Here is a 16,971-nt window from a genome sequence, read left to right on the forward strand (position 1 = left end):
AAGGAGGATCAAATGGATCGTATCCTTTTATACCGTAGAAATTATTTGCCAATCAGTGAGACGTTCATTTATCAACAATTAATCGGACATACAAAAGTCAAACCGATTGTCTTGTCGAGAAGCAAACCAGTGAATTTGTCCTCATTTCCTTATGACCCAATTTATGTAAGAAAATCACTAAAAGGACTAAGTAGTTGGCTTAAAAGGAAAAAAATCAGAGTGATGCATGCCAGGTTTGGACCTGCCGGACTGGATCTTCTCTCCAAAGCCAGAAAAACCAGAATTCCCTTGATCACTTCATTTCATGGTGTCGATGTTTCCAAGCGTGTAAAACAAAATCGAATCTATCGAATCAGACTAAGGAAATTGTTCAAAAAGGGAGATGCCTTTACAGTCGTAAGTGAGCACATGCGAAACAAATTGCGAAAACTGGGGTGTCCGGATAAAAAAATTACGTTGATTCGCTCAGGTATTGATTTGAATTACTTCTCCCAAAAACCATTACCTCCCGTTAAAAATGGGGAGTTTCGCTTGTTAAGTGTTGGACGTCTTGTTGAAAAGAAAGGAATGGATATCCTGATCAAATCCTTCGCCAAGTTACGTCGTGTCTACCCACGAGCGAGGCTGACCATTGTAGGGGAGGGAGAAGAACGAAGAAGGCTGAAACGGTTAATCAAAAAATATAAATTGGAACGCTACATCACGATGAAAGGTGCGAAGACAAGAAGCGGAGTCCGTAGAGAAATGGAAGCTTGCCATCTGTTTGTCAATGCAAGCAAAACAGCCAAAGATGGTAATCAGGAAGGCATCCCCAATGTTATTATGGAGTCGATGGCGGTTGGACGACCGGTTGTCTCAACATTTCATGCAGGGATACCCGAACTGGTGGATCACCAGGAGAGCGGATTTCTCGTAAAGGAAGGCTCTGTGTCTGAACTGTCCGACATGATGATGCAAGCGTTGTTTCAATATGAAATGTGGTCAGAGATCATCGATAATGCGAGAGCCAAAGTAGAGAAGAATCACGATATTTCAAAGCAACGACTCCTTCTTGAAAATTTATATCTGGATTTAATTCGTCGTCGTTCTTCTAGAATGTAACCTCTGGAGGTTCATGATGAAAATAGCGGTTATCGGTACGGGATACGTTGGATTAACAACAGCGATATCCCTGGCCATGTATAATCACCAGGTAACATGTATTGATATGAATGAACAAAAGATCAATCAGCTCAATCAAGGTATCATTCCGATCTATGAGCCAGGAATGGATGAAATGCTGCAACAAGTGGTTAAAGAAAAGCGAATTCGATTTACAACATCACTGGATGAGTGTGCTTTACAGGCAACGATCTTTTTTATCTGTGTCGGTACTCCGTCTGATTATTCGGGAAAAGCCGATTTGCGATACGTATACCAAGCAGTATCTGATGTAAAGAAAGCCCTCGCTCCATCCGAGGAATATAAACTTATCGTGTTGAAAAGTACTGTTCCAGTTGGCACAGCCGATCAAGTAAGCCGCTTATTGGGGGATCGTAGTGATATCTTGCTAGTATCCAATCCGGAGTTCTTGCGGGAAGGAAATGCCATGCACGATTCTCTTCATCCTTCACGCATTGTCATTGGATCAGCCTCAGATGCTGCCAAACGAATAATGGAACGAGTTTATGCTGGTTTTGAGGCTCCAAATCTGTTCACAACGACCAACAATGCAGAGATGATAAAATATGCGTCCAATGCGTTTCTTGCAACGAAAATATCTTTTGCAAATGAGCTTGCCAGACTGTGCGATAAAGTGAATGCCGATATTCGTGTGGTAACCCAAGGGATGGGATTGGATAGCCGAATTGGACCAGAATTTCTCCATGCTGGGATTGGCTATGGGGGATCCTGTTTTCCCAAAGATACGGCAGCTTTGGTTGAAGTTGCGAAAGAAAATGACGTAGAACTCACCATCATTGAGAAAGCGATCAAAGTCAATCGAACGCAACCAGACTGGTTTTTATCAAAGCTGTCAACTCATTTTCAGGATGCAAAGGGTTTGCGAATCGCTCTGTTAGGTTTGTCATTTAAACCGGATACTGATGACATAAGAGAAGCTCCTGCATTGACAATCATTGAAGCTTTGCTTGAGAAGGAAGCAGAACTGACCGTCTATGATCCAGTAGCATCGGAACATGTAAAGGAACTTTACCCTCGAATTCGGTACGCAACCGAACCTTACGAAGCGCTTGCCAATGCAGATGCGGCTATTTTGGTAACAGAGTGGAAACAACTGCTTGAACTGGACTGGAATCGAGTGATGGAAGTGATGAGCAATTCAGTTCTGTTTGATGGTCGCAATGCATGGCCCGTACAGCATTTACGGTCAATGGGATTTACGTATTTCGGTGTTGGCAGACAAACGCCCTAGTCAAATGATGGGCGTTTTTAATTTTTTACGAAAAATGTGCGATCTCTTTGATGTGTTCGTACAAGAGCGATTGGAAAAGCAGTAATAGAATATTGCGAAAGGTGATGGTAAATAAAGGGAGGAATGACATGTGCCGTCAGTAATACTAGTACCAGATGATCAACCCACAATAACAGCAGCAATTGCAGCAGCAGATCCGTTTGATACAATTCGTGTTGCCGCAGGGGTTTACAACGAATCAGTTGTCGTAAATAAACCCGTTCAGTTGCTTGGTGCCCAAGCAGGTGTAGACGCTCGAACAAGACCTGGAACAGCGTCAACAGAATCAATCATTTCTATTGATAACGTTTCTGGGATCGTACAGGTAACCGATGAAAGAGTAGTTATCGACGGATTTACGATCCAGGATAATACATTAGGACCTGGAATCACTACATCTGCTGCAGACTCAGGATATTGGATTTTCAACAATATTATTCGCAACAATGTTTTCGGAATCTATTTGCTTTCAAGTGGTACACTTGTAACTCAAGTAAGACACAATTTTTTTCAAAATAATAATCAGTCAGGAGCAGGTAACGGGAATGCAGTGTTCTCGGAAAGCGGTTCAAGTTTTTGGATAGATGAGAACCTGTTTTCGGGGCACGTTACTGCATCTGTCAACTTGTCACCAGTTGCACCAACTCAAAGCAATTCAATCATTTCAAATAACACAATGATCTCCGATAACTCGATCGCACTGACCAACACTAGTAATGTGAAAATTGCAAATAACGTCTTAACCAACTCACAAGGAAGTGCCATTTTCTTTGGGGGGAATACGAGTAATACAGATATAGAGGGAAATGTCATACAAAACGGGGTGTCGAACGGGATAAGAATAACAACAACATTCGTTGCTACCCCCAACACCAATATCCGCATAAAAAACAACAATATTTCAGGTAACGCTGTAGCCGGGTTGAATGTTGCATTGGGTGCGTATGATGACGACCCACCAAATCTGCAATTGGATGCTACAAATAACTGGTGGGGTTCTGCAACGGGTCCTTTCCCAATTGGTACAGGAGATGCGGTGATTGACCCGAATGCAGCAGTAGTCGATATAGCGGTACCTTTCTTGACGCAGCCAGCAGGTACATTTCAAGTACCGCAATCAGTGTTGACGACGGGCCCAATCATGGTAGCGAGCTCACCGATCAAAACAGCAGCAGTAATTGTCTTAAACGATGATACTGTTTCTGAGGCAGATATAACCATTACAGTATTCAATCTTTCGACTGGTGTGAAAACACAGATCACGCAAACCAGTCAAACACTTCAACCACAAAGGGCTAGTTATCAGGAGTTTAGCGTTAGTGCAACCTCCATTTATGAAATTGTGGTCAACGTGTCTGGGACCAATCAAGTAGCGGTTTCCGTTTGGAATCTCGATGCATCAAAAATCCAGGTAACCGCACAACACCTGGTAGCATCAGAAATGTACTTTCTCGAACGTTCATTTCCTGTGATCGACTAAAAATTGACTCGTAAGGGCTACTAGCTGACAATGGGACATACCATTGTCAGCTTTTTTCGTAGTTTGATACTCGTTCGTTTGAACAGGATCTGAATTGACGTGAGGAATATTTTGGGATACGTTATGTGTAATGCTGTATTGGCATACTATTCTATGGGCAAATCATCATCATTTTATTGAAGGAGTGAAACAATGAATAAGACGCAGAAACTGCCAAAACGTGATGAAATTCCGAATCAATATAAGTGGAAACTAGAAGATATCTACCCTTCCGACCAAGCATGGGAAGAAGATGTAAAACAAGCTAAGGGACTGATGGAACAGGTTCAATCCAAACAAGGGACATTGGCTAAGTCAGGTAAAGATCTATTGGAAGCATTATCGCTTCAAGATGATTTGACCAAGCTGCTTGATCAAATCTATGTTTATGCGAGAATGCGCAGAGATGAAAACAATGCAAACGCCACATATCAGGCATTGACCGATCGTGCCTCATCGCTTGCCACTCAAGCATACGGTGCAATTTCCTACATACAGCCAGAAATACTCGCAATCCCAAGTGAGCAATTAGAAGAAATGCAGCGAAGTGAATCGGGCCTTAACCATTATCGTCTGGTGTTGGAAGAAATCACACGTCAAAAACCACACACGTTGTCTGCTGCTGAAGAAGCACTCCTTGCACAGGTAAGCGATATTTCAGCAGCACCTTCAACGATTTTTGGCATGTTGAACAATGCAGACATCAAATTCCCGATGATCAAAAATGAAAAGGGAGAAGAGGTAGAGGTAACCAAAGGGCGTTATACACAATTCATGGAAAGTAAAGATCGCAGGGTTCGCAAAGATGCCTTCGAAGCACTCTATGAAACGTATGGAAAACACCGAAATACGATTGCAGCGACATTGACCTCCGCTGTGAAGCGTGATGTATTTTATGCACGTGTTCGTAAATACAAGTCAGCTTTGCAAGCATCTCTGTTTGCAGACAATATTGATCAACAGGTATATGACAATTTGATTGCTGCTGTTCGGGAACAGCTTCCGTTGATGCATCGTTACGTTGCGCTGCGCAAACGCTTATTGGAACTGGATGAATTGCACATGTTTGACCTGTATGTTCCGATTGTGAAAGAAGTCCATATGGAAATACCATATGATGAAGCAGTTCAAACCATCAAGGAAGCGTTGAAACCACTCGGCGAAGACTACGGAAAGGTACTTGAGGAAGGCTTTACCTCTGGCTGGATTGATGTTTATGAGAACGAAGGTAAAACAAGCGGTGCGTATTCCTGGGGTTCCTATACTACTCATCCGTATGTACTGATGAACTATCAGGATAATGTAAACAACATGTTTACATTGGCTCATGAGATGGGTCATGCCCTTCACAGCTATTTTTCTAACAAGAACCAACCGTATACGTATGCGGAATATCGAATTTTTGTCGCTGAGGTAGCCTCCACTTTAAATGAAGCACTGCTCATGCACCATATGTTGGAGAAGACTACCGAAAAAGAGAAGAGAATGTATTTGCTCAACTATTACATGGAGCAATTCCGGGGGACCGTCTTCAGACAGACGATGTTTGCGGAATTTGAGAAACTCATTCACGCCAAAGTAGAAGCAGAAGAGGCGTTAACTGCTGATACCTTAAGCGAGATGTATCGAAAATTGAATGTGGAGTACCACGGTGATGCGATGATCGTGGACGATGAGGTAGATCTGGAATGGGCAAGAATTCCTCACTTCTACAACAATTTCTATGTGTACAAATATGCAACTGGTTTTTCGGCTGCGACCTCTCTTTCCAAACAGATTCTCGAAGAAGGGCAACCAGCCGTTGACCGTTATCTTGCCTTCCTCAAGAGCGGGGGATCTGACTATCCGATTAACCTGCTCAAAAAAGCTGGCGTGGACATGAGTACAGTAGACCCGATCCAGGATGCATTGCAAGTATTCAAGGAACTGCTGACAGAGATGGAAGAACTGGCTGGAGTGACAAACATAGAATAGCTTAGGGGAAACAATCACTGACAAAAGCTCGCTTAAAGGCGAGCTTTTTATTATGTCTAAAAATGATTTCACTGGGCAAACTAACCGCTGATCGTTTTGTCTCAGGAGGTGGGTACCTTGGAGAAGATCGAGAAGCGGAATGCTGCCATTATCTATTTCGTTTTATTCGGCTTAATTTTTTATAGTCTGGCTGCTGTGTATATGGCAACGAAAGCTCATCCACTATCTACACTAGCAATCAAACAGGTAGTATGGATCGGCATTGGATGTTCATTTATGTTGATGATCAGTAAGGTAGATTATCGTATTTGGTCAAGGTATGCTTTCCTTATCTATGTAGTTGGAATTGCAGCTATTTGCAGTGTCTTCGTGCTCGGGAAAAAAGTAAACGGGGCGCTCAGTTGGATTGATCTGCGAATTCTAAGCGTACAGCCTTCGGAACTAACCAAATTGACGACACTCATCATGCTTGCCCGGCTTTATGAGAAGCAAAACGGCAGCTTTTTTCAGTTGCGTCAATTACTGTTGGTCGTAGGGACAATAACATTTCCGATGATGCTGGTTCTGATTCAACCTGACCTCGGGATGGCGTTGGTTTATCTGTCTTTACTGGGGTGTTTTTTTGTCATGACCCGAGTATCTTCTTGGGTTCATATTGCCCTTGTCTCTGCGATTGTTGCCTTATTCGTTGCCCTCTATTCACTTTATAGCTACTCGACGGATATGTTCTATCAGATCATTCGGCCTCATCAGTTTGAGCGACTTACCTCATTTTTGCACCCGGAAGACGATCCGCTCGGCAGTGGCTATCAGTATATCCAAGCCAGAAAAGTCGTCGGGAGTGGTCAACTAGGCGGTATGGGCATTTTACAAATCCTCAAAACCAATCAAGAGAAACTACCAGAACAGCATACGGATTTTATTTTTGCTGTTATCGCACACCAATGGGGGTTTATGGGAGCAAGTGCGTTATTGTTCCTGTACTTTCTCTTGTTTTATCAGCTTATTCACTGGGCCATAGAGACCCCCGACCTGTTTGCCAGCTTCTTTATCAGCGGGATGGTAACGATGTGGTCATTCCAGATTTTTGTAAATGTGGGGATGAATATTGGTCTGTCACCTATCACAGGCCTGACGCTGCCCTTCATCAGCTATGGAGGCAGCTCATTTATCACCAATTTGATAGCTTGCGGATTCCTGCTAAGCATGCGTGAGCCGTCGCCATTTTGGGAGTTGGAACATTAAATGTTTATTAATTTTTATCTTTTTACTTGAAATTCCTCTAGATTTCAGACGTAATGGTAATTGTGGAAAAAATGACCAACGTCACTCATCTCCGTCTTCGGATGGAGATGATTTCCTTCCAGTGACCGTTACCGCGAGAGGGATAAACTGGCAAACTGGTATTACTGAAATGAGTCTGGAGGAATTAATCGTGAAAAAAGGATTGGCATTTTGCCTTGCTGCGGTTCTAGTAACAACGACCGGTTGTGGAGCAGCACCAGCCGCAGATGAGCAGAAACAGGAAGTAAAGCAAAAGGTAGTAGAAACATACAAGGTGAAATCACAGGCAACGCAGATTTTACTTACGGCTTCGGGGATTGTTGAGCCAAAAGAGGATATTATTCTCTCCTTTGGAACATCCGGAAAAATAACACAACTGGGTGTAAAGAACGGCGATCAAGTGGCAAAAGGGCAAGTACTCGCCTCCCTTGACACAGCCTACTATCAACAGGCACTCGCAGCAGCCTCCGGTCAGATTGATGAAGCCAATGCCCAACGTTCCAAAACATTGAAAGGCGCATCACAAGAAGCAATTGCCCAACAAAGACTGCAAGTCGCCAGTGTGAATCAACGTCTGGAGAAAGCAGAATCGGATTATTTACAAGCAGAGAAGCTGTACTCGGGTGGGGCCATTTCACAAAATGAACTAACTGACAAAAAGAGAGAACTTGAGCAGGCCAAAATTTCGGCTAAGAACGAGCAGATCGCTTTGGATAAACTGTTAAAAGGAGCGGAGCCGGAAGATATAGCAGCCGTCAATGCCTCTGTTAAACAAGCAGCAGGCCAGGTAGCACAAGCCAAAAAGACACTGCAGGATACAAAACTGGTGGCACCTTTTGCAGGAACGATTGTAAATGTCTCACAAACGATTGGTGAATCATCGAATCCAGGCCAAGAGGTTATACACCTGGTTGATTTGTCTGAAGTTACGATACATTTTGACGTTTCCAATGAAACGATCGCACAATACCGTGTGGGAGAAGAAGTGTCTGTTACCAATTCAGGGGGAGTGAAGTCCAAAGGAAAAATCTCCTTCGTATCCCCTGTAGTTGATGCCAAAACCGGAAAATACCGCATCGAGGTTACTGTTTCCAATCCAGATCGTAGCTGGAGGGGCGGCATGATCGGCCAAGTCGAAAAACCGAGAAGTGTCAACGGACTTGTAGTTCCATTGGAGAGTGTCGGAATCAATCAGGCCAACCGCTTTGTCATGGTCATTCGTGACGGGGTCGTAAAGAAACAGGAAGTGCAAGTGGGCCACGTAGTAGGAGAATTTATGGAAATTCTCTCAGGCGTGCAAGTCGGCGATCAACTGATTCGCTCGGGAATTACGTATTATGTTGACGGCGAGAAAGTTGTGCCGAAAGGAGAGTAGTCATGGAAAACTTGATACAGTCTTTGCTCCGGCACAAGCTCATCGTCTTTTTGGCGACGTCGCTGATCATTCTTGCCGGATTAGGTTCTCTGTTCAGCTTTACAGTATCTTTGGTGCCCAAAACCAACTTCCCGGAAATCAACGTATCCATCTCAGGGGGCTCGCTACCACCAGAAGAAATGGAAGAAAAGGTGACGGAGCCCATTGAGAAAGAAATTAAATCAATTGCCGAAGTGAAAGACTACTCGTCAACGTCAAGAACGGGCCATGCATTTATCAATATTTCAGCTGAGGAAAATGCAGGCGAAAAAGTAAAGCAAGAGGTTCAAAGTGTAGTTAATCGTTTGCGAAATGATTTTCCCAAAGGGGTAGACAACATCACTATTACGCAGGACAGCTTTGGTGATGACAGTTTAATTGACTATGCATTGTCCGGTGCTGATCCCCAAGCCATGCTGACTATTGCCAAAACTACGATCACAGATCGAATTGAGTCAGTACCCGGAGTCAAAAAGGTAGAAGTAGAAGACAACGGCTTTGAAAACAAAATTGCTATCACACTTCAGCCAGAGAAGATGTCTGCTTATAACATTACACCTAGTGAAATCGTTGATCAATTGCAATCATCGAACTGGAAGCAAGCTGTCGGTACACTGGAGAATTCTGGTTACGACACAGTACTCATGATTGATAATTCTTTTAAAACGGTTCAAGATGTGGGAAAAGTAATGATTCAAACAGCATCAGGCCCTGTCTCCATTAGTGAGCTGGCAGTGATTGAAGATTTGCGTGGCAAAACCAAAGATTCCATCGGACTGCATAAAGGAAATCCGTTCGTTTGGTTAAGTGTGAAACGGACATCCGACAGCGACTTGATTAGCACGCAAGCGGCAGTTGAAAAGGTCGTTTCGGAAATCAACGCAGAAGCCAATGGCAAGTATAAGCTCAATACAATGTTCGAGTCGGTTTCGTTTATCAAGCACGCAGTCAACAACCTGAGTCGTGACGTTATCATCGGGGGATCATTGGCTATCCTCATCCTGATTCTCTTCTTGCGCAACTGGCGTGTCACCCTGGTCATTGCAACGACATTACCGCTTTCTGCTCTTATGACTTTTATTGCGATGAAAATCGGTGGTTACAACATCGATTTGGTTACCTTGATTTCGTTAAGCTTATCTGTTGGTCTCATCGTTGACGCAGCGATTGTCGTGCTGGAAAGTATCTATCATTTCCGGGAAAAGGGTGAGCCATTGGAGAGGGCGATTGTCCTCGGTACCAAAGAGGTTATGACACCCGTTATTGCTTCCCAGCTAACACTAATTATCGTTTTCCTGCCGTTGGTGTTCGCAGATTTCGAAGATTGGCTCAAACCCATTTTTACAACCATTGCGTTTACTGTTACTTCAACGATTGTATCTTCAACAGTTGCTGCATTCTTCTTTGTCCCTGTGTTTGCTGAACGATTTTTACGCAAGGATAAACACGGAAGTTTGGGTACCGATGATTCGACAAAAGAAAACAAAATTATACGAGCGTTTAATAACTTGTTGAAAATTGCTTTGAAGCACCGTATCAAAACACTTCTTGTTGCCTTCGGATTGTTTGTCGGAGCGATTTTCCTTGCACCTATGATCAAAATGGGGGCAGGTATGAATCCCAATGAAAACTTCATCTATGCCAATGTAAAGCTGGCTGAAGGAACAAGAGCTGAAACAACCATCACAGCATCCAATGTAGGAGAAGTTTCCCTCAGACAGGTGCCGGAAATTATGGATGTATTCGTTATCGTGAACAATAATCAAGCCGAGTATTTCATTAATTTGGTTGGAAAAAGAGAACGACAACGAGAGAAGGAAGAATTAACGAAGGATATCAATGATCGTTTGAATACAATCCCTGGCGTTGATAAAGTTCAGATGTCGTTTGGCGGTCAGGGAGAGAAACCGCCTATTGAGTTGGAAATTGTCGGTAAGGATTTGGAAACAGCACGTCAACTGACTGCGGAAACAGAGAAAATGCTTGCAACGATTCCGAGTATCTCCAATATTCGCAACGACTTCCAAAAAGGATCGGAAAAAATCACGCTCGTTCCGAAGCAGGATGTCATGGATCAATTGCAAGTAAACGCACGCTCGATGATGACGCAAATTGGCGGTTTTATTGGCGATCAAAATATTACATCAATCACAACGGATGGCATTGAACTGGATGTGGTTGCTCGTTATCCACAGGATTGGATGAAGCATCCTGACCAGCTTCGTCAAATCATGATTACCACACAAACAGGAAACAAGGTACCTTTGACCGATCTGGTTGAGTGGAAATACACGAAGTCGCCAACTTCGCTTCGACACCAAAAAGGGGAACGGATTGTAACTGTCTCTGCGGAAGTGATTGGTGCTGATTTGGGCAGTGTCGGACGTCAAATTGAAGAAAAGCTCGATCAATTGGCGATTCCAGCCGGCTATAAAGTGGAGATTGCAGGTAAACTGAAGGAACAAAGCTCGAATATGATGTCTGGGTTAATGGTATTCTTAGGTGTACTCGCATTAATCTATGTGATCATGGTAGCTCAGTTCGGTCGTCTTTCTCATCCAATGATTATTATGCTCACCATTCCAATGGCTGTCGTGGGTGTTGTGGTTGGTTTCGTTCTCACACAGCGGGAATTTGGTGAAATGGCGATGATTGGTATCATCATGCTCGTTGGTATCGTTGTATCCAACGCCATTCTCTTGATTGACCGAATTAATCTGTTGCGCAGTCGCGGGCTTGATCTTCAGACGGCGATTATTCAGGGAACCAAAGATCGTATTCGTCCGGTTATTATGACCAAAATGACAGCAATCCTCGGTATGCTTCCGATGGCACTTGCGATCGCTGAAGGTTCGGATATGGAGGCACCGCTTGCGACAGGGGTTATCTTTGGTCTGGCATTCCATACAGTAGTAACATTGGTACTTGTTCCAGTTTTGTATTCCTTGTTTGAGGGCTTCTTTGCATGGCGCAGGGAACGCAAAGAGCGCAAACTGGCGCAAAAGCTTCAACGTGGCCTGGTAAAAGAAATGAAAGCAACAGAAGTATAAATATGAAAGTGGGGAGCTCGCTCCTCACTTTTTTTATCGCAATTTTACAGTTTCAGCAGGAATTTCATTTGACAAAATAGGCCGAATCCACATAGTATGTAATCATCAGCAACTCTCTTTTTTTACCTAAAAATTTGCCTTAGTGCAACAAATTCGCATGAAAACAACTTATTTGTAAGGTGGAAAGTGTTGTGAGCCAAGCAAACTTATTGACATTGTCGCAACTTCACCCCGGCCAAAGGCTGCGCATTGTAAAATTGGAAATTCAAGGCACGCTGAGACGTCGTTTATTAGATTTAGGATTTGTTCAGGACGAAATTGTTGAGGTGCTCTATAAAAGCCCTTTAGGAGACCCTGTCGCTTATCAGGTGCAAAACACCACCATTGCTCTGCGCAGGGAAGAAAGTTCACTGATTTATGGAGAAATCGTAGGAGGTGACTGAGATGAGCAGCTATCGTATTGCGTTGGCAGGTAACCCTAATACGGGGAAAAGTACGCTATTTAACCTGTTGACAGGCTTGAAGCAACATACAGGCAACTGGACTGGAAAAACGGTACTGCGGGCGGAAGGTGAATTCTCCTATCAGGATAAACTATTCCAGATTATTGACCTTCCGGGCACTTATTCACTCTATTCCAATTCAGCCGACGAGGAAGTTGCCCGAGATTATATTATTTTCGAACAGCCGGACATTACAATCGTTGTACTGGACGCAACCGCTTTGGAACGCAATCTGAACCTTGCCCTGCAAGTGCTTGAGATGACTGACAAGGTGGTCATCGGGATCAACCTGATTGATGAAGCAGAAAAACTGGGCATTAAAATCGACGACAAGAGCTTGGCGAAGAAGCTTGGAGTTCCGGTCGTGAAAATCTCTGCAAGAGAAGAGATTGGTGTGAATCAATTGCTTGATACAGTCATTGCCGTAATCACAGGAAAACTACACCCGACACCATTGCAAATCAAATACAGTGAGCAAATCGAAGCGAAAATCGATAAGCTCATTCCGTATATCAAAACTATTTTTGGCAATCGATACCCTGCAAGGTGGTTAGCATTACGCTTCCTGGATGGAGATGCAAGCTTAATCGCTTCATTGAAAGATCAGCTTTTTCGAATGAATCAACAGGAGATGAAGACTTATGGCCAATCGTTTGGTCTCAACACGTGAGAAGGAATGGAATGCCCTTCTAAGCCAAGCGAAAAGTATGGCTCCAGAGACATCCATCCGAGATACGATTGTAAGTGATATCTATCGTACGTCGAAACAGTTGTGCAACGGTGTCATCCAGTATACAGACAAGGAAAAGCGGAAAAAGCAGAATCTCGATCAAGTGTTGACCTCACCTATCTGGGGATTCCCCATTATGTTTGCCTTGCTGGCTATTGTCATCTGGTTAACGATTGTCGGTGCAAATGTACCTTCCGACATGCTTGGACAATTCTTTGGCTGGCTGGAAGGATATATTACCATCGGTTTTACTGCTGTCAATGCACCCGATTGGTTGTACGGTGTTCTTGTGCTTGGCTTGTATCGAGGAATAACATGGGTTGTTAGTGTGATGTTACCTCCGATGGCAATTTTTTTCCCAATCTTTGCACTATTGGAAAACTGGGGATACTTGCCACGTGTAGCTTTTAATATGGATCGTCTGTTCAAAAGCTCTGGCGGTCACGGGAAGCAGGCATTAACCATGGCCATGGGATTTGGTTGTAATGCGGCAGCGATTATCTCTACACGAATCATTGAATCGCCAAGAGAACGCATGCTTGCCATTCTCACCAACAACTTTGTTCCGTGCAACGGCAGATGGCCGACCTTGATCCTGCTCGCCTCGTTGTTTATGACAGTTGGCTTTGCAAGCTCGATGCATACCTTGGTAACAGCCGGCGTGGTGATGGGGATGGTTCTAATCGGCATCATCGTGACATTAACAGTGTCCTGGGTCTTGTCAAAAACGGCACTGAAAGGTATCCCCACACATTACACACTGGAATTACCGCCGTATCGCAAGCCGCAGATTCTTCGGACGATTGTGCAATCTGCAAGGGATAAAGCCTGGTTTGTGTTGAAGCGTGCAGTGAAAGTAGCTGCACCTGCTGGGGTCATCACCTGGATTTTGGCGAACATTACCGTTTCCGGTGCCAGTGTCCTTGAGCATATTGCGGCATTCCTAGATCCGTTTGCACACGCATTGGGCATGGACGGATTTATCCTGATGGCATTTATCCTCGGGCTGCCAGCAAACGAGATTGTAGTACCGATCTTGCTAATGGGTTATCTGGCAACAGGCGCAATGACAGAAGTAGACAACTTGAATGACATCAAACAAATCTTCCTTGATCATGGCTGGACCTGGTTAACTGCATTGAACATGATGTTGTTTTCACTGCTGCATTATCCGTGTGGAACAACCATCTATACGATTTACAAAGAAACTAACAGCGTGAAATGGACTTTGATGTCGGCATTAATTCCAACAGGGATTGCGATTGTTGTTACGTATCTCGTTGCTCAGATTGTGTACTCTTTGGGCTTGGTTTGACTGCATGAATGAATAAGCCTATAAACGAAAGTACCATCTCTAGAAGATGGTATTTTTCTTTTGTAAGAAACTGTATATCATTTGAATCGTATGAGATAATGTGGTTACGTTTCCATACAATACGCAAAAAAGAAAGGTTGAAATCATGTTACGATTGCAGTATAAGCTTTTAAATCGAGATAATGTTTTGAATTCAGCCATCCTGCGCGAGGTAGAATGTCCGCTAGATGAGCTGCATGTGCGTAAACTGGTCGATGCAACGCTTTTTTCCGGCAAAGTTTATGAACATACATCAAATGCCTGGGAAAATGGTGAAGTCGTTTATCTGGAAGCTGGCAATGGAGTTCAGTTGCCCAAACATCCGATGAAAGTATATGGATATACCATTGAATATCACGAAAACGTACAGGGGAATCTGCGACTCATTCAAAGTCAGAGCCATGAGAACTTTTCTTCGATCGTTACGAGATTACTGGACCATTACACCGTAGTAGCAGGGAAGGACTATGAGCTAAAATACTCGATTCTTGATGAAGACCGTGGAGTTGTCATGATCTACGTAGTGCCCGAAGCCTAAAACGAAAAAAAGAAAAAGAAAGGAGAACCAGTCAAATGAAATGGAATGAATGGGTAGAGGAAACGTTTGAACACGAACTAAAGAAACAAAAGACCGTCACAGATGAAGAGAAGTCACAAATCATGGGGCGAATTTCCTTTAACAAAAAAGCACTTGTTGTAATGGGAGTCGTTTCAATGGCAGCTGTTGTTTCGGGTTGCAGTGATTCAGAACCGGTCACTGCCACCGCATACGAAGAATGTCAGTGGGAAGATGCAAATGGGATAGAGCATAATTGTGATGATGACAACGACTCTTTCTATAGTTCAAAAGGTTATAAAAGCAAAAAGGCACTTGTTTCAACTTCTTCCAAGTATTATCAGCACAAAGCAAGTCAAATGAGCTCGTCAAGTTCCAAAAGTGGAATCGGGGGTGGAGGCTCTGGAACTTTCGGGGGGTAAGGTTATTCAGCTTCCTGCTACTCACGAAGAGGCGTTTGCTTCCACCCGTAATTGGTGTGATTGGGACCGGATGTACGGAAAACAATACCTGGTTCCTTCTCTCCTTGTTTTTTCCAAAGAAAGGGTTAAGCAGTATGCGCGAATAACAGAGCAAGCCTATCAGCTTTTCCAAAAAGCACTTCGCTACACACAACAATATATACCTGATGCGTATTTGATACACCAATTAGGAGTTCCTGAACCACTTGTCCATGCAGCAAGAAAGTATGTACCGATTGATGCTATTACCCGATTCGATCTGGCGATTTGCGGAGATGATGTGTTCATTCTCGAATACAACGCTGATACGCCAACAGGGGTAGTCGAAACAGCGTATGTTGCCGAGTCTGTCATCCGCAGGTATTCAACGTACCAGAACCCATCGGGACATATGAATGAAACGATCAAGCACGCAATTCAACAATCAATCAAGTACTATCGTTCAGAGGGATTCGACGGAAAAATTGTGTTTAGTGCGACCAAGCACAGTAATGAAGATATTGGCACCGTTCAATATGCGCAGGTGATGAGTGAGGTTGATTCGATTTATACACATTTGGAGGACTTGCGACTTCGCCCCGATGGATTATATACAAATGAGGAAAGAGCTTCGATCTGGTATCGACTGTATCCGTGGGAGCATCTTCCTCACGATCAGGATATTGATGGTTTTCCTGTTGGAAAGGCATTGATCGAATGTCTAAATGAAGAGAGGCTCGCTACGATTTCGCCGGTTCAATCGATCATTACACAATCAAAGGGATTTCAAGCCTTGCTGTGGGAGTTGGCAGAGCTGCGTCATCCGCTTTTTGATGAAGCTGATTTGGCTTTTATGATGAAGCATATGCTGCCCAGTTTCCTTGAGTCGTCACCGTTCACCAGCAAAGGAATTCCGTTTGTTTCCAAACCCTTGTTTGGTCGGGAGGGCGGAGCGGTTACACTCTACGATGCTGCTGGGAAAATCGATGAAAGCGACCAATCCGAGCATTACTGGGAACAGCCATCTATTTATCAGCAACGGGTTGATCTTCAACAGCTTCGCATCCAGACAGATGAAGGTGAAGTGGACGGGTATCTTTTGCTTGGGGCATTTTGTATCGGTGGAAAGTTTGGAGGATTGCTTCCCCGAGTGGGTGGTCGCATTACCGGAAACCTGGCGTACTTTATGGCGGCAGCCATGGAATAAGCTCAATACTTTAGGAGGTATAACTTATGGCTATGTTTTTTTTGTACTCATTTCTAGGATTTTTATTGCTGGTGGGCAGTATTTTTCTCATTCCGCTTGTGACTCCGCATAATGAATGGGAGTTGATCAAGCAAAAGAATCGATCAGCAGTAATTGTATTTGCAGGTCAAATCTATGCCATTTCCAACAATCTGTACTCTGCGATAGCAAACAGCGTGAGCATCCCGGATTTTCTCATCTTCGGTGCGGTAGCTATCATCTGGCAAATATTACTCTTCTTCCTTGTTGAAATTGCGACTGCATCCATCTTCTACAAACAACGCTTTTCACAGTTGATCGTCAATAATCAATTGGAGCCTTCCATACTCTTTGCTGTATTTGCTGTTTCCGTCTCGAACGTGATCAGCCCTAGTTTGATTTCTTAATCGGATAAGGTAAAATATACTAATGAACAATTTCCAATGATAAGGTAGAGGGGGCGCGGTTCT

The 16,971-nt window shown here is 43.7% G+C and carries 14 protein-coding genes; all 14 read left to right on the forward strand.

The features are described 5' to 3' along the window. The first annotated feature begins 12 nt into the window (after positions 1–12). Positions 13–1,101, forward strand: coding sequence for a glycosyltransferase (locus ACPW7N_RS23220; protein ID WP_425653838.1), 1,089 nt, complete (start codon positions 13–15; stop codon positions 1,099–1,101). 16 nt (positions 1,102–1,117) lie between these two features. Next, positions 1,118–2,413, forward strand: coding sequence for a UDP-glucose dehydrogenase family protein (locus ACPW7N_RS23225; RefSeq protein ID WP_425653839.1), 1,296 nt, complete (start codon positions 1,118–1,120; stop codon positions 2,411–2,413). Positions 2,414–2,543: 130 nt separating this feature from the next. Then, on the forward strand, positions 2,544–3,932 hold the full coding sequence (locus ACPW7N_RS23230; RefSeq protein ID WP_425653840.1) for a right-handed parallel beta-helix repeat-containing protein: 1,389 nt from the start codon (positions 2,544–2,546) through the stop codon (positions 3,930–3,932). Positions 3,933–4,124: 192 nt separating this feature from the next. Beyond that, positions 4,125–5,945 carry an oligoendopeptidase F gene (gene pepF, locus ACPW7N_RS23235; RefSeq protein ID WP_425653842.1) on the forward strand — a complete coding sequence of 607 codons (1,821 nt, stop codon included), beginning with the start codon at positions 4,125–4,127 and terminating at the stop codon, positions 5,943–5,945. 117 nt (positions 5,946–6,062) lie between these two features. Next, a complete protein-coding gene (locus ACPW7N_RS23240) occupies positions 6,063–7,190 on the forward strand; it encodes an FtsW/RodA/SpoVE family cell cycle protein (protein WP_425653843.1) in 1,128 nt (375 codons plus the stop codon). Between the two features lie 190 nt (positions 7,191–7,380). Next, complete coding sequence (locus tag ACPW7N_RS23245; protein WP_425653845.1) at positions 7,381–8,604, forward strand: efflux RND transporter periplasmic adaptor subunit; 1,224 nt, start codon at positions 7,381–7,383, stop codon at positions 8,602–8,604. A 2-nt stretch (positions 8,605–8,606) separates the two neighbouring features. Then, positions 8,607–11,693: an efflux RND transporter permease subunit gene (locus ACPW7N_RS23250; RefSeq protein ID WP_425653847.1), complete on the forward strand. Its 3,087-nt coding sequence runs from the start codon at positions 8,607–8,609 to the stop codon at positions 11,691–11,693. Between the two features lie 191 nt (positions 11,694–11,884). Continuing rightward, positions 11,885–12,136 (forward strand): FeoA family protein, encoded by a 252-nt coding sequence (locus tag ACPW7N_RS23255; protein ID WP_425653848.1) that lies wholly within the window; start codon positions 11,885–11,887, stop codon positions 12,134–12,136. Between the two features lies 1 nt (position 12,137). Next, a complete protein-coding gene (locus ACPW7N_RS23260; protein WP_425653850.1) occupies positions 12,138–12,866 on the forward strand; it encodes a FeoB small GTPase domain-containing protein in 729 nt (242 codons plus the stop codon). Further along, positions 12,838–14,241 (forward strand): nucleoside recognition domain-containing protein, encoded by a 1,404-nt coding sequence (locus tag ACPW7N_RS23265; RefSeq protein WP_425653852.1) that lies wholly within the window; start codon positions 12,838–12,840, stop codon positions 14,239–14,241. Before ACPW7N_RS23260 ends, ACPW7N_RS23265 begins: the two co-directional genes overlap by 29 nt. Before the next feature lie 145 nt (positions 14,242–14,386). After that, the gene (locus tag ACPW7N_RS23270; protein ID WP_425653854.1) at positions 14,387–14,818 is read left to right on the forward strand and encodes a hypothetical protein; all 432 of its coding nucleotides are present in this window, start codon (positions 14,387–14,389) and stop codon (positions 14,816–14,818) included. Between the two features lie 35 nt (positions 14,819–14,853). Further along, on the forward strand, positions 14,854–15,258 hold the full coding sequence (locus tag ACPW7N_RS23275; protein ID WP_425653855.1) for a hypothetical protein: 405 nt from the start codon (positions 14,854–14,856) through the stop codon (positions 15,256–15,258). Beyond that, complete coding sequence (locus tag ACPW7N_RS23280) at positions 15,230–16,483, forward strand: glutathionylspermidine synthase family protein (protein WP_425653856.1); 1,254 nt, start codon at positions 15,230–15,232, stop codon at positions 16,481–16,483. The genes ACPW7N_RS23275 and ACPW7N_RS23280 overlap by 29 nt, the downstream gene beginning before the upstream one ends. Positions 16,484–16,509: 26 nt before the next feature. After that, positions 16,510–16,908: a DUF350 domain-containing protein gene (locus tag ACPW7N_RS23285; RefSeq protein ID WP_425653857.1), complete on the forward strand. Its 399-nt coding sequence runs from the start codon at positions 16,510–16,512 to the stop codon at positions 16,906–16,908. The last annotated feature ends 63 nt before the right edge of the window (positions 16,909–16,971 follow it).

It is taken from the genome of Brevibacillus nigriterrae (genome assembly GCF_049846925.1).
Lineage (GTDB): Bacteria > Bacillota > Bacilli > Brevibacillales > Brevibacillaceae > Brevibacillus_H.